Origin of the sequence: Rathayibacter sp. AY1A3 (assembly GCF_002930975.1) — a bacterium.
Lineage (GTDB): Bacteria > Actinomycetota > Actinomycetes > Actinomycetales > Microbacteriaceae > Rathayibacter.
In genome coordinates, this window is record NZ_PSTO01000010.1 from 22,525 (window position 1) to 37,391 (window position 14,867).

Below are 14,867 nucleotides of genomic sequence, written 5' to 3' on the forward strand. Positions count from 1 at the left end.
GCTGCGAGCCGCGGGCCGGGATCCGTGGAGGACGCACGGCCGTCCCTACGATGGAGGGATGCCCCGTCTGGCCGTCGTCTCGGCGCACACCTCCCCGCTCGAGCAGCCGTCGACGGGCGACGCGGGCGGGATGAACGTGTACCTCGCGGCGGTGCTCCCGGAGCTGGCGGCGCTCGGCTGGGAGATCGAGGTGCTGACCCGCGGCGAGGGCGTCCGGATGCTCGCGCCGGGTGTGCGGGTGGTCGGCGTGCCGGTGCCGGCGGGCGACAAGTACGCGCTGGCGGCCGCGGCGCCGGAGTTCGCGCGCGCCGCGGAGGGGGCCGACGTCGTGCACTCGCACTACTGGGTGTCGGGCCTCGCGGGGGCGCTCACCGGCAGGCCGCACGTGCACTCGATGCACTCGGGCTCGCTCGCGAAGAACGCCCGGCTCGCCCCGGGCGACGTCGCGGAGCCGCAGCAGCGGATCGACGCGGAGCGCTCCGTGCTCGCCTCCGCCGACGCGATCGTGGTGGCGGGCGCCTCGGAGCGGGAGGACGTCGTCAGCGGGTACGGCGCGGATCCGGACCGGGTCGTCGTGGTGCCGCCCGGAGTCGACGCGCGGTTCCGCCCGGGCGGCGGCGAGCGCTCCGGAGTCGTCCTGGTCGGCCGGGTGCAGCCGCTCAAGGGCCAGCTGCTGGCGGTCGAGGCGCTCGCGGCGATGGCGCCGGCGGAGCGGCCGGTGCTGCGGCTGGTGGGCGGGGCGGCACCGGGCCGGGAGTCCTACCTCGACGCGGTGCGCGCCGCGGCGGCTCCGCTGAGAGACCGCGTGCTGATCGAGGGGGCAGCCGACCGCGACCGGGTGGCGGAGCGGCTCCGGAGCGCGCGGCTGGCGCTCGTGCCCTCGGCGGCCGAGACCTTCGGGCTCATCGCGCTCGAGGCGGCCGGCAGCGGCACTCCCGTGCTCGCGCGCAGGACGACCGGCCTGGTGGACGCGGTGCGCGACGGCGGGAGCGGCGTGCTGCTCGACTCCGACTCCCCCGCGGCGTGGGCCGAGGCGATCCTGACCCTGCTGGGCTCGCGCGGTGAGCTGGCGCGTCTCGGCCGCGGCGGCGTCGACTGGGCGGCCGCCCACTCCTGGCCGGCCGCCGCCGCCCGGCTGGACGCCGTCTACCGCGGCCTGACGGCCCGCTGAGGGAACCGCGGACCCTCGATGAACCCAGCGCCTTCGGAATGCCACGACGGGTCGGGATTCCCTCGGTGCAGGGACGGGTGTCAATCGGCGATGGCGGGGGCCCCGGGGTCGAGGCGGGCGCCGTGGGTGGAGCGGTACCAGGGCGCGAGGCGGTCGGGCGAGACCGCGACCATCGCGGCGCCCGTGAATCCGGCGTCGTTGCCGAAGCGGGCGGGGACGATCTCGGTGCCGATGTCGAGGAAGCGGGCGAACTCGTCGAAGACGTGCGCCGCCGCGCCGCCGATCACGAACAGCTGCGGCGAGAGCAGCATCTCGAGGTGCCGGTAGTAGACGCTGAGGCGACCCGCCCACTCCTCGAGGGTGATGCCCTCGCGGCGGACGGCCGAGAAGCCGACCTGCGGCTCGAAGTCGGGACCGTCGATGTGCAGGTGACCGAGCTCGGAGTTGGGGATCACCACGCCCTCGTGGACGAGCGCCGTCCCGATGCCGGTGCCGAGGGTGGTCAGCAGGAGGAGGCCCTCGCGTCCGCGCATCGCGCCGAACTCGCGCTCGGCGACCCCTGCCGCGTCCGCGTCGTTGACGACGACGACGTCGACCCCGGTCGCCTCCGAGAGGAGGGCCTGCGCGTCGAGCCCGACCCAGCGCTGCGAGACGTGGGTGGTCTGGCGGACGACGCCGCCGCGGACGATCCCGGGGAAGCCGACGCCCACGGGCGTGCCGGCGATCGGCGAGACGTCGCGGACGATGCCGGCGATCGCCTCGGCGAAGTCCTCGGGCTCCTTGCCCAGCGGGTTCGCGACCGCGAAGCGCCGAGCCGCCCGCTCGCCGGTGGTGACGTCGACGAGGGACGCCTTGATCGACGTCCCCCCGATGTCGACGCCGACGGCGAAGCGCGGGAGGAGGCCGTCGTGGGGCTGGGTCACGGATGCTCCGTCTGCAGTGGTGGGCGAGTGCGGGGACTCGCGAAAACGGTCGGCCCGTCGGATCCGGGATCGCGACGAGCCGAAGGCGATTCTACGAGCCGTCAGGTGCGCGCGGGCTCCGAGAGGGCGCGGAGGACGAAGTCGATCACCGGCTCGTAGAGATGGACGGCCAGCCCGTCGTCGATCGGGACGACCACCTCGATCGAGCCCTGCGCCTCGGCGACGAACACCGCCGGGTCGTTGCAGTCGGCGATCGCGATGACCGGCAGCCCCCGCCGGCCGGCCGCGCCCGCGAAGCCGTGGTCGGCGACGACCAGGTCGGGGCGGATGCCGAGCTCGTCGAGGCGGTCGAGCAGCGCGTCCATCGGCTCCGGCGAGTGCGTGTGCTGCAGCCCTCCCCCGCGGTAGACGCAGGTGACCCCGCCGGTGCACCACAGGGCCTGGTGCTCGTCCGCGAGAGGCACGCGGATGCCGTCGGGGGCGGCGAACGGGAGCGCGTTCACGTCGATCACGCGGGCGCCCCGCTCCGTAGCGGCAGCAGCGAAGCGGCGGTAGACGTCCATCAGGGTCGCGGGGTGCGCGGTGGCGAACAGGAGGAGCGCCCCCTCGCGGACAGCGGCGGCGAACCGCTCGCGGTAGCGGGCGAGCCCCGCGACCGTCAGGCGGGCGTCGATCCGGTCCTGCCCGCTCTCGAAGGAGGGGTCGGTGCTGATCCCCACGCGCTCCCCCATCAGCGCGAGCAGGCTCTCGAGCGTCCAGTCCTCGGCCACGTCCACCCCGTAGAGGTGCGCGGGCTCGCGGGCGGCGAGGCCGCGGAGGTTGCCGAGGTTGCTCGCGCGGCCGGTGAGGACGTCCCCGGCGAGGAGGGAGGAGCCGAGGTACGCCTCGAGCTCGGAGTCGGGACGCGGCATGCGGGACCTCTCGATCGACGGGGACCTCCCAGGCTACGGGCAGTTTAGGTGTTGACATCCGATCCGTCGCCGATATATCGTTACTGCATCGCCGACAGATCGGAAGCAGCCGCTCCCGACGGGCGACCGGATCCGATCGAAAGGGATCCCCTCACGACAGAGAGCAGCACACCCATGAACTCCAGGACCTTCTTCTCCGACGACCGCCGCGACTCCTGCGACGGCGACCACTCCTCCCGCCACGAGCACCCCGGCCGCGGACAGCGCCGCGGACCCGGCGGTCACGGCCGCGGCTTCGGGCCCGGCTTCGGCTTCGGCCCCGGCTTCGGCGGCCCCTTCGGCCGCGGCGGAGGACGCGCCCGACGCGGTGACGTCCGCGCGGCCCTCCTCTCCCTCCTCTCCGAGAAGTCCTCGAACGGCTACGGCCTGATCAAGGCCATCGCCGAGAAGACGAACGGATCGTGGCGTCCCAGCCCCGGCTCCGTCTACCCCACCCTCCAGCAGCTCGTCGACGAGGGCCTCATCACGGCCGTCGGCGAGGGCCGCGGCACCGAGTACCAGCTCACGGACGCGGGCGGCACCTACGTGCGCGAGCACGCCGACGAACTCGACGCGGCCTGGGAGGCCACTCCCGGCGCGAGCGACGCCGATCGCGCCTTCATGGAGAACGTCGGCAAGCTGATGGGCGTCGTGCAGCAGTTCCGCGGAGCGACCGAGGCGCAGCGCGCCGCCGCCTCCGCCAAGCTCGACGAGACCCGTCGCGCGCTGTACCTCATCCTCGCCGACTGACCTCGACTCCCCTGCCGCGATCCGTCGCGGGAGCCCCGGACGGACGGGACCCCCTCGCCTCGGCGACGGGGTCCCGTCCGTTCCGTCGTCTCCGGAGCCGGCGCCTCAGCGGGCGGCGGACAGGCGCGCCAGACCCTCGTCGAGGGTGACCGACGGGCTCCACTGCAGATCGGCGCGCGTGCGGCGCTGGTCGAACCAGTGCGCGGTCGAGAGCTGCTCGGCGAGGAAGCGGGTCATCGGCGGCTCATCGGCGCCGGGCCGCACGGCCCACACGCGCTCGACGAGCGAGCCCGCAGCGCGGGCGACGGAGGCGGGGACGGACCAGCGCGGCGGCTCGACGCCCGAGGCGCGGCAGATCCCGGCGAGCAGCTCGGCGACCGGGCGCGGCTCGCCGTTGGTGACGACGTAGGAGCGGCCGTGCACCTCCTCCGCCCGCCCGAGAGCGGCGACGATCGCCGAGGCGGCGTTGTCGATGTAGGTGGAGTCGATCAGCGCCTGGCCGTGCCCGAGGAGCGGCAGCCGGCCGGCGCGCGCCCGCTCGACGATGCGGGCGACGAGCTGGGTGTCGCCCGGACCCCAGACCAGGTGCGGACGCACGGCGACCACCGCGAAGCCGGGGGCGTCGGCCGCCAGAGCCAGCAGCTCGGCCCGGGCCTTGGTGCGCGCGTAGTCGCCGCGGGCCCGGTCCGGATCGGCGGGCTCGGCGTCGTCGCCGGTGATCGAGGAGCCGGAGTGGGCGACGGAGGGCGACGAGATCTGGACGAAGCGGCTCACGCCGGCGCGGGCGGCGGCGGCGAGCAGACGCCGGGTGCCGTCGACGTTCACGCGGTCGAAGTCGCCCGGATCGCCGGCGAGCGAGACCTTCGCGGCGAGGTGCACGACGCCCTCGGCCGCGTCGACGGCCTCCTCGACCGCGCGCGGATCCGTCAGCGAGCCCCGCGCCTCCTCGACGCCCGCGACCCCGGAGGGCCGGCGCTGGAAGGTGCGGACCACGTGCCCCTGGGCGACGAGGCCCGCGGCCACCGCACCGCCGAGCAGGCCGCTCGCGCCGGTGACCAGGACCCTCACGGCGCCACCATCCGGCCGCCGGCGAGCACGCCCTCGGCCCAGCGCGAGAGCGCGGCCCGGTCGATCTTGGAGTTGTGGCGGATGTCGGTGGGCAGCGCCGGGACGACGAGAACCGCGGCGACGGGCCGGCCGACGGCCGCGCGCACCTCGGCGGCGAGGGCCTCCTCGGCCAGCACCACGCGGCGCGCGCCCGAGCGCAGCTCGACCACGGCGACCAGCTGCGCGACTCCGCGCGGGCCGGCTCCGACGATCGCGGCGCGGGCGACCGAGGCGACGCGCGCCTCGATCCGCTGCTCCGGTCCGACCGGCGTGACGACGCCGTCGGGAGTGACGACGACGTGCGGCATGCGGCCCTCGACCCAGAGACGGCCGGTGGAGTCGATCCGCCCGACGTCCCCGGTGCGGTGCCAGCGCTCGCCCGGGACGGCGCCGATGCGGGCGGCGCGGTCGGTGAGCCAGAGGCGCTCGTAGTGGTCCTCGACGTGACCTGCCGAGACGACGATCTCGCCGGTCGTGCCGGTGATCTCCTCCGGCTCGTCCGCGGCGCGGCCGCCGGCGTCGAGCGGGGCGATCCGCAGCCGGACGCCCGCGGCGGGCACGCCCACGCAGACGCCTCCGCGCGGATCGTCGTCGGAGGCGGCCTCGCGGATGCCCTCCAGCGACGCGTCGGTGAGCAGCAGCCCCTCGGTCATGCCGTAGGGAGTGCGGGCGGAGGCGTTCGGCATGAGCGCCTGCGCCTCGCCGAGCAGTCCCGCCGAGACGGGGGCGCCGGCCGAGAGGAAGGTGCGCACGCCGGCGAGGGCCCGGTGGTCGTCGGCGTCGAGCGCGCCGGCGGTGGCCACGACGTTGGCCAGTGCGGCCGGCGAGAGGAACAGCACGGTCGCGTCGACCCGTGCGGCGGCCGCGGCGACGGCGGCCGCGGTGAGCGTCCGGGGCGCGGTGACGTCCATGTCCGGAGTGGCGGAGCGCGTGCCCAGCGCAGGACCGAGCAGGGCGAACGGCGCGAAGCCCGCGACGAGGCCGGTGCCCGGTCCGATCCCGTACTGGCGGGCGAGCGCGTCGCGGACGCCGGCGAGCTGGCGGTGCGTGTAGACGACGCCCTTGGCGGGGCCGGTCGAGCCGGAGGTGAACAGGATCGCGGCCACGGCGTCGGCGGCGGGCGCCTCGTCCAGCGCCTCCGGGTCGGCGGCCAGCTCGGCGCGGCCGAGCTCGATCAGCTGCGCGAGCGAGGTGTCGACCCCGAGGGCCGAGGCGGAGGCGCGGGGCAGGGTCTGCGTCGAGATCCGGCCGCCGGGCCAGCGGAGGGCCCGCGCGACGGTGAGGCCGGGCAGGGCGCCGACCACCAGATCCGGCCAGGCGCCACGGACCGCGCGGGTGAGACCGCGCAGGCCCAGGCCCGCGTCGGCGACGACCACGACGGCTCCGATGCGCAGGCACGCGTAGAGCAGCGCCGTCAGGTCGGCGCCGGGCGGCACGAGGAGCGAGACGCGGTCGCCCGGGGAGACGCCGGAGGCGCGGAGCCCGGCGGCGAGCTCGCGGACCCGCTGCGAGAGCAGGCGCCACGAGACCGAGCGGGGCCCGCCGCCTCCGGGAGGCGCCATCTCGACCAGGGCGAGCGAGTCGTCCTGCGCATTGCGGTCGAGGTGCGCCCAGAGCGGCTCGACCGGCGCGGTCGGGCGTCGGACGTCGGGGGCGGGGTCGCCGCCGAACGGCTCCTCGCGGTCGGAGAGGTCGCCCAGCCAGGTGAGGACGGCGGACGCGTAGTCGACGTCCTCGGCCACCAGGTGGCCCGCTCCCTCGTAGCGGTGGACCTGCGCGTGCGGGAGCCGGTCGACGAGGTCGTCGAGGTAGCGGTCGGAGAAGATCGGGTCCAGCGGGCCCCAGAGCATCAGGGCCGGCGTCGTCAGGGCGCTGACGCCCTCGGCGATGCGCTGCAGCTCCGGGTCGCTCGGGTGAGCGGAGTCGACCGGGATGTCGGCGACGAAGCCGCCCACTCCGCCGCGGCGCGACGCGGACCGGTAGGGCGCGCGGTACCCCTCCTTCACCGCGGAGGGCAGCGCCGGGTGGCCCAGCGCGAGGGTCGTCTCGAGGAAGGCCGGCGTGCCGACCGTCGAGGCGCCGAGCACACCCGAGGCGAGCGCGAGCCGGAGCGGGGCCGGGATCGGCTCGTCGGCGCTCTGGTGGATCGCGGTGTTCAGGAGCATCGTGGCGCGCAGCTGCTCCGGGTGGTCGACCGCCCAGCCCAGCGAGACGACTCCGCCCCAGTCGTGGCCGAGGGTGACCACGTCGTCGAGGCCGAGCACGTCGGTGAGGTTGGCGAGCTCGCGCACGCGGTCGGCGAGCGTGTGCAGGGCGCCGGTCCGCTCGGAGAAGCCCATCTCGAGCTGGTCGACCGCGACCACCCGCCAGGCGGGACCTCCGCTGCGGGCCGACTCGAGCATGGCGGCCGCGAGGCGGCGCCAGAGGTAGGACCAGGTGGGGTTGCCGTGCACGCAGAGGACGGTGCCGACGGGCTCCGTGCCGAGGGCCTCGCCCGTGTCGAGCAGGTGCCAGCGGCGCGGCACGCCCTGGGCGTCCGGAGCGTCCACGAGGCGCGACCACGCGGGATCGAGCCCGTCGAGCCCGGCCGGGGGCAGCTGCGCCGCGGCCGTGGAGCCGAGCGCTCCGCGGATCCGCTCGGCCGGGTGGGGCGCGCTCACCAGGCGATCTCGAGCATCGCGGTGTTGATGCCCGAGCCCACTCCGATGAGCAGCACCCGGTTGCCCGGCTGCAGGGTCTCGGCCTCCTGGGCCAGGGTGATCGGGATCGACGCCGGGCCGACGTTGCCGAGGGTGGGGTAGGTCGTGGGGACGCGGCTGCGGTCGATGCCGACCGCCTTCACCAGGGCGTCGGTGTGCACGTCCGACACCTGGTGCGTGATGTAGCGGTCCATCCCGCTCCAGTTCCAGTCGCGGGTGGCCTCCTTCCACGCCGAGAGGACGAGCTCCATGCCGCCCTTGAGCAGCGCCTTCGCGTCCGTGAACATGCCGTCGACGCTGCCGACGCAGAGCTCGTTGAACTGCGTGGCCGCGCGGGTGATGCCGCCGAGGATGCGGTGGCCCTTGGGGTGCTCGTCGGCCGGGCCGAGGACGGCCGCGGCGGCGCCGGAGCCGAGGGTCAGGCTCGCGAACTCGCTCATGAAGTCCTTGCGCTTGACGCCCTCGCGGCTCAGGCGCTCGATGGTGTTGACCTGGATCTCGTCGGCGTCCTCGCCGTCGATGATGAGCGCGTACCGGATCTGGCCGGAGTCGATCAGCTGCGCGGCGAGGGTCATGCCGTTGACGAAGCCGAGGCACGCGTTCGCGATGTCGAAGTTGATGGCCGACGAGGGCAGGCCGAGCCCGTGGTGCAGGCGCACGGCGACCGAGGGCTCGAGGTGCTTGCGGGTCACCGACGTGTTGATGATCAGGCCGATCTGGTCGGCGCGGACGCCGGCCTCGGCGAGAGCGCGCTTGCCCGCGTCGATCGCCGCTCCGTCGAAGCCCTGCTCGGAGCCCCAGTTGCGGCGCTCGTGCACTCCGGCGACGCGCTGGAGGAGCCCGGTGGGGAGCCGCAGGCGCTTGAGCGCCGGAGCGAGCCGCGCCTCGATCTCGGCCGAGGTGGTCACGCGCGGAGCCAGCGTGGTCGCGACGGACAGCAATGCGACGTTGCGGTGCGTGGTCGTTGCGTTTCCGTCCAACGGAACTCCCTGTCGAGTTGTCGATCCTGGCATGTGCCTCCGTGATTTTACGCTGTCGTTCAGGCTGCGCTTCCTGGACGCCCGCTGGGCGGTCGCGGAACGCGTCCTCGGCGGCCGGGCGGGGGCTCCTCCCCCGGAACGACGGGCGAGGAGCCGCCGAGGCCACACGCGACGCGCGGTGTCAACCCACCCGCCGGGGCGTCAGGTCCCCATCGCCCACGGCTCGCGATCGCCGCGGAGGCGGGCGGCGAGCGCCATCGCCTGCTCGTCGGTCAGGGTCGCGACGTAGTCGACCACACCGCGCCCCCGGCCGAGCCGCTGCAGCGCGGCCGGGTCGGAGGTCGGCCGGCCGCGCTCGTCCGACGGGAGCCAGTCGGGGTGGTCGGCGCGCAGGCGGAAGTAGCCGTCGGTCGCGAGCTCGATCAGGTCGAGCAGCTTCTGCGGAGCCCGCGAGCCGTCGCGCGGATCCTCGAGCCAGGCGTCGAGGTGGGTCACCAGCGTCTCGAGCACCTGCGATTGGCCGCGCTGGTAGGTGGCGAAGTCCGGCCGATCGATCACGAAGCGGGTGTGCACGAACTTCAGCACGGCCACGTCGTGCCAGGCGTCGGGGAGGAGGGAGAGGTGGCCCGAGCGCACGTTCGGCTCGGCGAGCACCACCACGGAGCGCTGCAGACGGCCGATCCAGGAGGAGACGAAGGCCTCGATCGCGCGCTCGGTGCGCGTCGATCCGTCGAAGGGGAGCGCGAGGAGCCCCTCGACCAGCTCGGTCGACACCCGCTCCACGGAGGCGCGGAAGTGCTCGTCGCTCGCGATCCACGGGTCGCGGGCCACGAGCCTCCGGCGGAGCATCTCGAGCGAATGCCCGGGGGCCCGCGCCCACAGCTCCTCGGCGTCGAGGGCGGCGAGCGCGTTCTGCTCGCGGAGGAACGCGCGGAACTCCACGGCGACGGCCGCCTGCTGCAGCACCCCCGCGCGGTAGAAGTCGTCGAGGTCGTGCAGCGAGTAGGCGATGTCGTCGGCGACGTCCATCACCGAGCACTCGAGGGTCTGCTGCCAGGGGGCGATCGCGGCGAAGCCGGAGCGGGCGTCGAGCAGGTCGTCGAGGTCGAGGGTGTACGCCGAGAACTTCGGCGGAGCGGTCTCCCACCGGCTGGCGGTCGAGCCGCGGGGCAGCTCGGTCGGGTCGGCGGAGTCGATGCCGGGGCGGTGGACCGTCCGCCCCCACGGGTACTTCAGCACGGCGGCTCGGGAGGCGGCGGTGAGGTTCAGCCCCACCTCCACCGTCTCGCAGACGTCGAGCTCGGAGAGGATCCGGAACGACTGCGCGTTGCCCTCGAAGCCCTCCGCGAGCCCCAGCCGCTCGCGCGCGAGGCGGTCGAGCGCCTGCTCGCCGAGGTGGCCGAACGGAGGGTGGCCGAGGTCGTGCGCGCTGGCCGCGGCCTGCACGACCACCGGGTCGCAGCCGCCGAGCCGCTCGACCAGCTCGCGCTGGGCGGGATCGGTGGTGGTCAGCTGCATCGCGATCGCGCGGGCGACCGCGGTGACCTTGATCGAGTGCGTGAGCCGGTTGTGCACGACCTGGCCGACGCCGGAGGGCGAGATGACCTGGGTCACCGCGGAGAGTCGGGCGAAGTAGGGCGAGAAGCGGATCCGCTCCAGGTCGACGCGGTACTCGGGGTACTCCTCGCCGGTGGCGAACCGGTCGACCGGCTCGGGGATGCGCCGGTCGCGGCGGTGGTCGTGCGGGGCCGAGGCCCGCGGGGCCGTCGTCTCGGGGAGTGCCGGCTCGCTCATGGCTTCACCCTAATCAGGGGCGCGGGGGCGGAGGGACCGCGCCGCTCCGGCGGTCGGCGTCGCTCCTGCGGCGAGACACCGCGTCCGCCGGCGAGGCACCGCGGGGACGGCGGCGCCTCGGGGAGCGCACGAACACCTCGGCGGTCCGGTGGGCGAGGCCGGCGCCTCGGCGGACGCCGGGACGCCCCGCGGCAGCCCGGCCGACGGGCGAACAGGAGACGCCGGGCGCGGACTCCCGTCAGGCGGACTGCTCGCGCGGGGCGACGGCGAGGTGGACGGCCGCGGCGACGACCGCGCCGAGGACGTAGGCCGCGATGTCGAGCCAGGAGAAGGTGGTGCCGACGACGAGGCGGAGCGGCGCCCACAGCTCGACCAGGCGCCCCGCGACTCCGATCGCCTGCAGCTGCTCCATCGCGATCGACCAGGCCAGCGCGATCCCGGCAGCCGTCACGCCCGGGATGCGCGGCAGGAGCACCGCGATCAGCAGCGCCACCAGCACGACGTAGGCCACTCCGCCGGCGAGGTCGGCGAGCAGCCCCGTGAGCACGAACCGCAGCGCCAGGCCCAGGCCGAGCACGGCGACGGCCGCGAGGGCGAAGCGGAGCCGCGCCTTCACCGGTCACGCTCCTCGAGGGCGCGCTGGAGGCGGTCGAGAGCGAGGAGGAACGTGCGGTCGTCGGCCACGCGCCAGCCGAGGGCGGCCGGGGCGGCGACGACCAGGGGCACGAGGACGGTGCGCGGGCGCCGCCTCGCCGCACGCAGGACGGCGGAGGCGGGCGGCGGGGCGAGGACCGCCAGGACCAGCGCGCGGACCCGGTGGGCACCCGAGGGCGAGGTGCCGACGCCCACCGACACGATCCGATCCCACTCGGCGATGCGCAGGGCGTCTGCGCGCTCGGCGGCGAGCTCGAGTCCGTCGCGGCCGACGGCCAGCACCGCGGCGGCGGCGGCCGGAGCGGCGGAGGCGGGTGCCGCGATCCGGCGCAGCGCCCGGGCGAGCTCGGGAGTGCGCAGGACGGCGAACCCCTCGGTGACGGCGGCGAGCGCCGCCAGCCGGCGCTGCCGCTCCGGGGCGGCCTGACGGACCCGGGCCCGGACGGCGGCCGGGGCGGGCAGGGGCGCGGCGAGCAGCGCGGTCGGCTCGAACCGCGTGCGCGGGGGCAGCGGGACCGCCGGCGGCGTGCGCGGCGGGGGCTCGCCCCAGTGCGGCGTCGATGCGGGATCCATGCGCCCCTCCCTCCTCGCGCGGCTCCGAGCCGCCCCTGAGATCATCCCTCCTCCGCCCTCCCGCCTTGCCGAGAGGGCTCGGCGGGCTTACCATGGAGTACCCCCCGGGGGTATGCCGCGACCGGCGTGCCGACCGGACGCCCACCGGGCCGATCGACCGGATCGGACCGGACGCACGACACAGGAGGACCCATGAGCACCAGGATCGACCTCGGCCTGACCGCGAGCGGATCGACGGGAGGCTGCGGCTGCGGCGGAGGCGGCGCCTGCGCGTGCGGCGACCACGGCGGCGCCGGCCGCTCCGACGCCGGCCACGCGGCGCAGGGCTCCCTGTCCGCCGCGTCCGTGCAGAGCTTCGGCGTCGCGGGCATGACCTGCGAGCATTGCGTCCGCAGCGTCACCGAGGAGCTCGCCGCCTACCCCGAGGTCTCGGCTGTCGACGTGTCCCTCGCCCCCGACGGGGTCTCGACCGTCACGGTCGGCTCCTCCCGGCCGCTCGGCCGCGAGGAGATCGCCGCCGCCGTCGCCGACGCGGGCTACCGCCTCGCTCCCCTGAGCTGACGTGGCCGAGACCACCGGCACCCCGCTCGAGCTCGCCATCGGAGGGATGACCTGCGCCTCCTGCGTCGCGCGGGTCGAGAAGCGCCTCGACGCGCTCCCCGGCGTCCACGCGACCGTCAACCTCGCCCTCGAGCGCGCGACGCTGACCCTCCCGCCCGGCACGACTCCGGCCGACGCGATCGCCGCCGTCGAGGCCGCGGGCTACAGCGCGTCGGTCCCCTCCATCGGCGAGGCGGCTCCCGCGGAGGAGCAGGAGGAGCAGAGCGACGACGACCGCGAGCGGCGCGCCCTGCGCACCCGGCTCCGCGTCTCCGCCCTGCTCGCCGTGCCGGTGGTCCTGCTCTCGATGATCCCGCCGCTGCAGTTCGCGAACTGGCAGTGGCTGTGCCTCGCCCTCGCCTCGCCGGTCGCGGTCTGGGGCGCGCTGCCCTTCCACCGCAACGCCTGGCGGGCGCTGCGGCACGGCTCCACCACCATGGACACCCTGATCAGCCTCGGTGTCAGCGCCTCCTTCGCCTGGTCGGTCTGGGCTCTGTTCCTCGGCGACGCCGGGCGGCCGGGCATGAGCATGCCGTTCGAGCTGCTGGGCAGCCGCTCCGGCCACGACGAGATCTACCTCGAGGTCGCCGCCGCCGTCCCCGTCCTCGTGCTGGCCGGCCGCTACCTGGAGGCGCGGTCGAAGCGCGACGCCGGTGCGGCGCTCCGGGCGCTCCTCCGCCTCGGCGCGAAGGACGCCGTGCGCATCGCCGCCGACGGGCAGGAGGAGCGCGTGCCCGCGTCCTCGCTCGCCGTCGGCGACCTCCTCCGCGTGCGCCCCGGCGAGACCGTCGCCGCCGACGGCACCGTGCTCGAGGGCTCGAGCGCGATCGACGCGAGCATGCTCACCGGCGAGAGCGTGCCGGTCGAGGTCGGCCCCGGCTCGACCGTGACCGGCGGAGTGCTCAACGCGCACGGCCTGCTCACCGTCCGCGTCGACCGCGTCGGCTCCGAGACCACGCTCGCGCGGATGGGCCGCCTCGTCTCGGAGGCGCAGGCCGGCAAGGCGCGCGTCCAGCGGCTCGCCGACCGCGTCTCCTCCGTCTTCGTGCCGGTCGTGGTGGTTCTCGCCCTGGCAACTCTCGCCGGCTGGCTGATCGCCGGCGCCGACCTCGCCGCCGCCGTCTCTCCCGCCGTCGCCGTCCTCGTCGTCGCGTGCCCGTGCGCGCTGGGCCTGGCCACCCCGACCGCCGTCCTCGTCGGCACCGGCCGCGGCTCCCAGCTCGGGATCCTCCTCCGCGGGCCGGAGGTGCTCGAGGCCGGGCGCCGGATCGACACGGTCGTGCTCGACAAGACCGGCACGCTCACCACCGGCGCCTTCCAGGTCGTCGAGTCCAGCGACGACGAGAGCCTGCGGTTGCTCGCCGCCGTCGAGCGCGGATCGGAGCATCCGCTCGCCGCGGCGATCGTGGCCGGGGCCGCGCACCTCGACGTCCCCGAGGCGACCGGATTCCGCTCCAGCACCGGGTTCGGCGTGCGCGCCCGGGTCGAGGGCCGCCTGGTCGTCGCCGGCCGGCTGCGCTGGCTGGAGGAGCAGTGGGGCTTCGCGCCGGGCGGTCTCGCCGAGCGCGCCGAGCGAGCGACCGCCGAGGGCGGCACCGTCGTCGGCGTCGGCTGGGAGGGGGCGCTGCGCGGCTTCGCGGTCCTCCGCGACGAGCCGAGGCCGGAGGCGTCCCGCACCGTCCGCGCCCTGCGCGAGCGGGGCCTGCGGGTGATGGTGCTGACCGGCGACAACCCGCGGGCGGCGCAGGCCGTCGCCTCGGCCGTCGGCATCGACGAGGTCGTCGCCGACGTGCTGCCGGAGGAGAAGCTCGCGGTGATCGAGCGCCTCCGTGCGGAGGGCCGCCACGTCGCCTTCGTCGGCGACGGTGTGAACGACGCCGCCGCGCTGGCCGCCGCGGACGTGGGGATCGCGATGGGCGCCGGATCGGACGCGGCGATCGAGGCGAGCGACATCACCCTCGTCGGCGACGACCTCGGCCGGGTGCCCGACGCCCTGCGCCTCGGGCGCCGCACCCTCGCGGTCATCCGGGGCAACCTCTTCTGGGCCTTCGCCTACAACGTGGCCGCGATCCCGCTCGCGATGGCCGGACTCCTGGGGCCGCTCGTGGCCGGCGCCGCGATGGCGTTCTCGAGCGTCTTCGTCGTGCTGAACAGCCTGCGGCTGCGGTCGTTCCGCTGAGTCCCGGCGGGCCGTCCGGAGTTCCCTCGCGGAGCTCTTGACGGCCCGCCCGCGGATGGCGAGGGTGAGCGCATGAGCCTCTTCATCACCTGCCCGGTCGACGACGTCGAGCGTGCCACCGCCTTCTACACCGCGCTCGGCTGGACCCTGAACACCGAGATGTCCCGCGAGGACGTCTCCTGCTTCGCGATCGGTCCCGGCACGTCCGTCATGCTGGCGAGCCGCGCCATGTACGAGAGCGTCGGCGCCACCGAGGAGCTGATCGGCGCCCCCGGCACCCCCTCGAAGGTGACCGTCTCGTTCGACCTCGACAGCCGCGCGGCCGTCGACGAGCTCGTCGAGCGGGCCGCCGCCGCGGGAGGCCGGATCGGCGACACCGACGACTACCCCTTCATGTACCAGCGCCAGTTCGACGACCTCGACGGCTACCACTACTCCCCGTTCTGGATGAAGCCGGGCGGCGACGCGGCGGAGTGACGGGGCGGCG

The 14,867-nt window shown here is 75.5% G+C and carries 13 protein-coding genes; 5 read left to right on the top strand and 8 right to left on the bottom strand.

Going from position 1 to position 14,867, the window contains the following annotated elements; translation table 11 throughout:
- Positions 1 to 58 precede the first annotated feature (58 nt).
- The gene (locus C5C10_RS06640) at positions 59 to 1,171 is read left to right on the top strand and encodes a glycosyltransferase (protein ID WP_104328859.1); all 1,113 of its coding nucleotides are present in this window, start codon (positions 59 to 61) and stop codon (positions 1,169 to 1,171) included.
- A gap of 80 nt (positions 1,172 to 1,251) precedes the next feature.
- On the opposite strand, the gene C5C10_RS06645 is transcribed toward C5C10_RS06640, so the two are convergent.
- Both C5C10_RS06645 and C5C10_RS06650 read right to left on the bottom strand, forming a co-directional pair.
- A complete protein-coding gene (locus C5C10_RS06645) occupies positions 1,252 to 2,094 on the bottom strand; it encodes an ROK family protein (protein WP_258060458.1) in 843 nt (280 codons plus the stop codon).
- A 101-nt stretch (positions 2,095 to 2,195) separates the two neighbouring features.
- Positions 2,196 to 3,005 carry a phosphatase gene (locus C5C10_RS06650; RefSeq protein ID WP_104328860.1) on the bottom strand — a complete coding sequence of 270 codons (810 nt, stop codon included), beginning with the start codon at positions 3,003 to 3,005 and terminating at the stop codon, positions 2,196 to 2,198.
- Positions 3,006 to 3,179: 174 nt separating this feature from the next.
- Between C5C10_RS06650 and C5C10_RS06655 the strand changes: the two genes are divergently transcribed.
- Positions 3,180 to 3,794, top strand: coding sequence for a PadR family transcriptional regulator (locus C5C10_RS06655; protein WP_104247012.1), 615 nt, complete (start codon positions 3,180 to 3,182; stop codon positions 3,792 to 3,794).
- A 105-nt stretch (positions 3,795 to 3,899) separates the two neighbouring features.
- Here the strand turns inward: C5C10_RS06655 and C5C10_RS06660 are convergent, their stop codons facing one another.
- The 6 genes from C5C10_RS06660 to C5C10_RS06685 all read right to left on the bottom strand — a co-directional run bounded on the left by C5C10_RS06660 (position 3,900) and on the right by C5C10_RS06685 (position 11,601).
- Positions 3,900 to 4,862, bottom strand: a complete 963-nt coding sequence (locus tag C5C10_RS06660; protein ID WP_104328861.1) for an NAD(P)-dependent oxidoreductase — start codon at positions 4,860 to 4,862, stop codon at positions 3,900 to 3,902.
- Positions 4,859 to 7,561, bottom strand: coding sequence for an alpha/beta fold hydrolase (locus C5C10_RS06665; protein WP_258060459.1), 2,703 nt, complete (start codon positions 7,559 to 7,561; stop codon positions 4,859 to 4,861). The genes C5C10_RS06660 and C5C10_RS06665 overlap by 4 nt, the downstream gene beginning before the upstream one ends.
- On the bottom strand, positions 7,558 to 8,613 hold the full coding sequence (locus C5C10_RS06670) for a 3-oxoacyl-ACP synthase III (RefSeq protein WP_104224183.1): 1,056 nt from the start codon (positions 8,611 to 8,613) through the stop codon (positions 7,558 to 7,560). Before C5C10_RS06670 ends, C5C10_RS06665 begins: the two co-directional genes overlap by 4 nt.
- A gap of 168 nt (positions 8,614 to 8,781) precedes the next feature.
- The gene (locus tag C5C10_RS06675) at positions 8,782 to 10,374 is read right to left on the bottom strand and encodes a deoxyguanosinetriphosphate triphosphohydrolase family protein (RefSeq protein ID WP_104224182.1); all 1,593 of its coding nucleotides are present in this window, start codon (positions 10,372 to 10,374) and stop codon (positions 8,782 to 8,784) included.
- 238 nt (positions 10,375 to 10,612) lie between these two features.
- Positions 10,613 to 10,990 carry a DUF2809 domain-containing protein gene (locus tag C5C10_RS06680; protein WP_104328862.1) on the bottom strand — a complete coding sequence of 126 codons (378 nt, stop codon included), beginning with the start codon at positions 10,988 to 10,990 and terminating at the stop codon, positions 10,613 to 10,615.
- Positions 10,987 to 11,601 carry a hypothetical protein gene (locus C5C10_RS06685; protein WP_104262386.1) on the bottom strand — a complete coding sequence of 205 codons (615 nt, stop codon included), beginning with the start codon at positions 11,599 to 11,601 and terminating at the stop codon, positions 10,987 to 10,989. Before C5C10_RS06685 ends, C5C10_RS06680 begins: the two co-directional genes overlap by 4 nt.
- A 192-nt stretch (positions 11,602 to 11,793) precedes the next feature.
- Between C5C10_RS06685 and C5C10_RS18190 the strand changes: the two genes are divergently transcribed.
- From C5C10_RS18190 to C5C10_RS06700, 3 genes are all read left to right on the top strand, one after another.
- Positions 11,794 to 12,162, top strand: coding sequence for a heavy-metal-associated domain-containing protein (locus C5C10_RS18190; RefSeq protein ID WP_104257137.1), 369 nt, complete (start codon positions 11,794 to 11,796; stop codon positions 12,160 to 12,162).
- Position 12,163: 1 nt separating this feature from the next.
- Positions 12,164 to 14,380, top strand: coding sequence for a cation-translocating P-type ATPase (locus tag C5C10_RS06695; RefSeq protein WP_258060460.1), 2,217 nt, complete (start codon positions 12,164 to 12,166; stop codon positions 14,378 to 14,380).
- A gap of 72 nt (positions 14,381 to 14,452) precedes the next feature.
- On the top strand, positions 14,453 to 14,857 hold the full coding sequence (locus C5C10_RS06700) for a VOC family protein (RefSeq protein ID WP_104328863.1): 405 nt from the start codon (positions 14,453 to 14,455) through the stop codon (positions 14,855 to 14,857).
- The last annotated feature ends 10 nt before the right edge of the window (positions 14,858 to 14,867 follow it).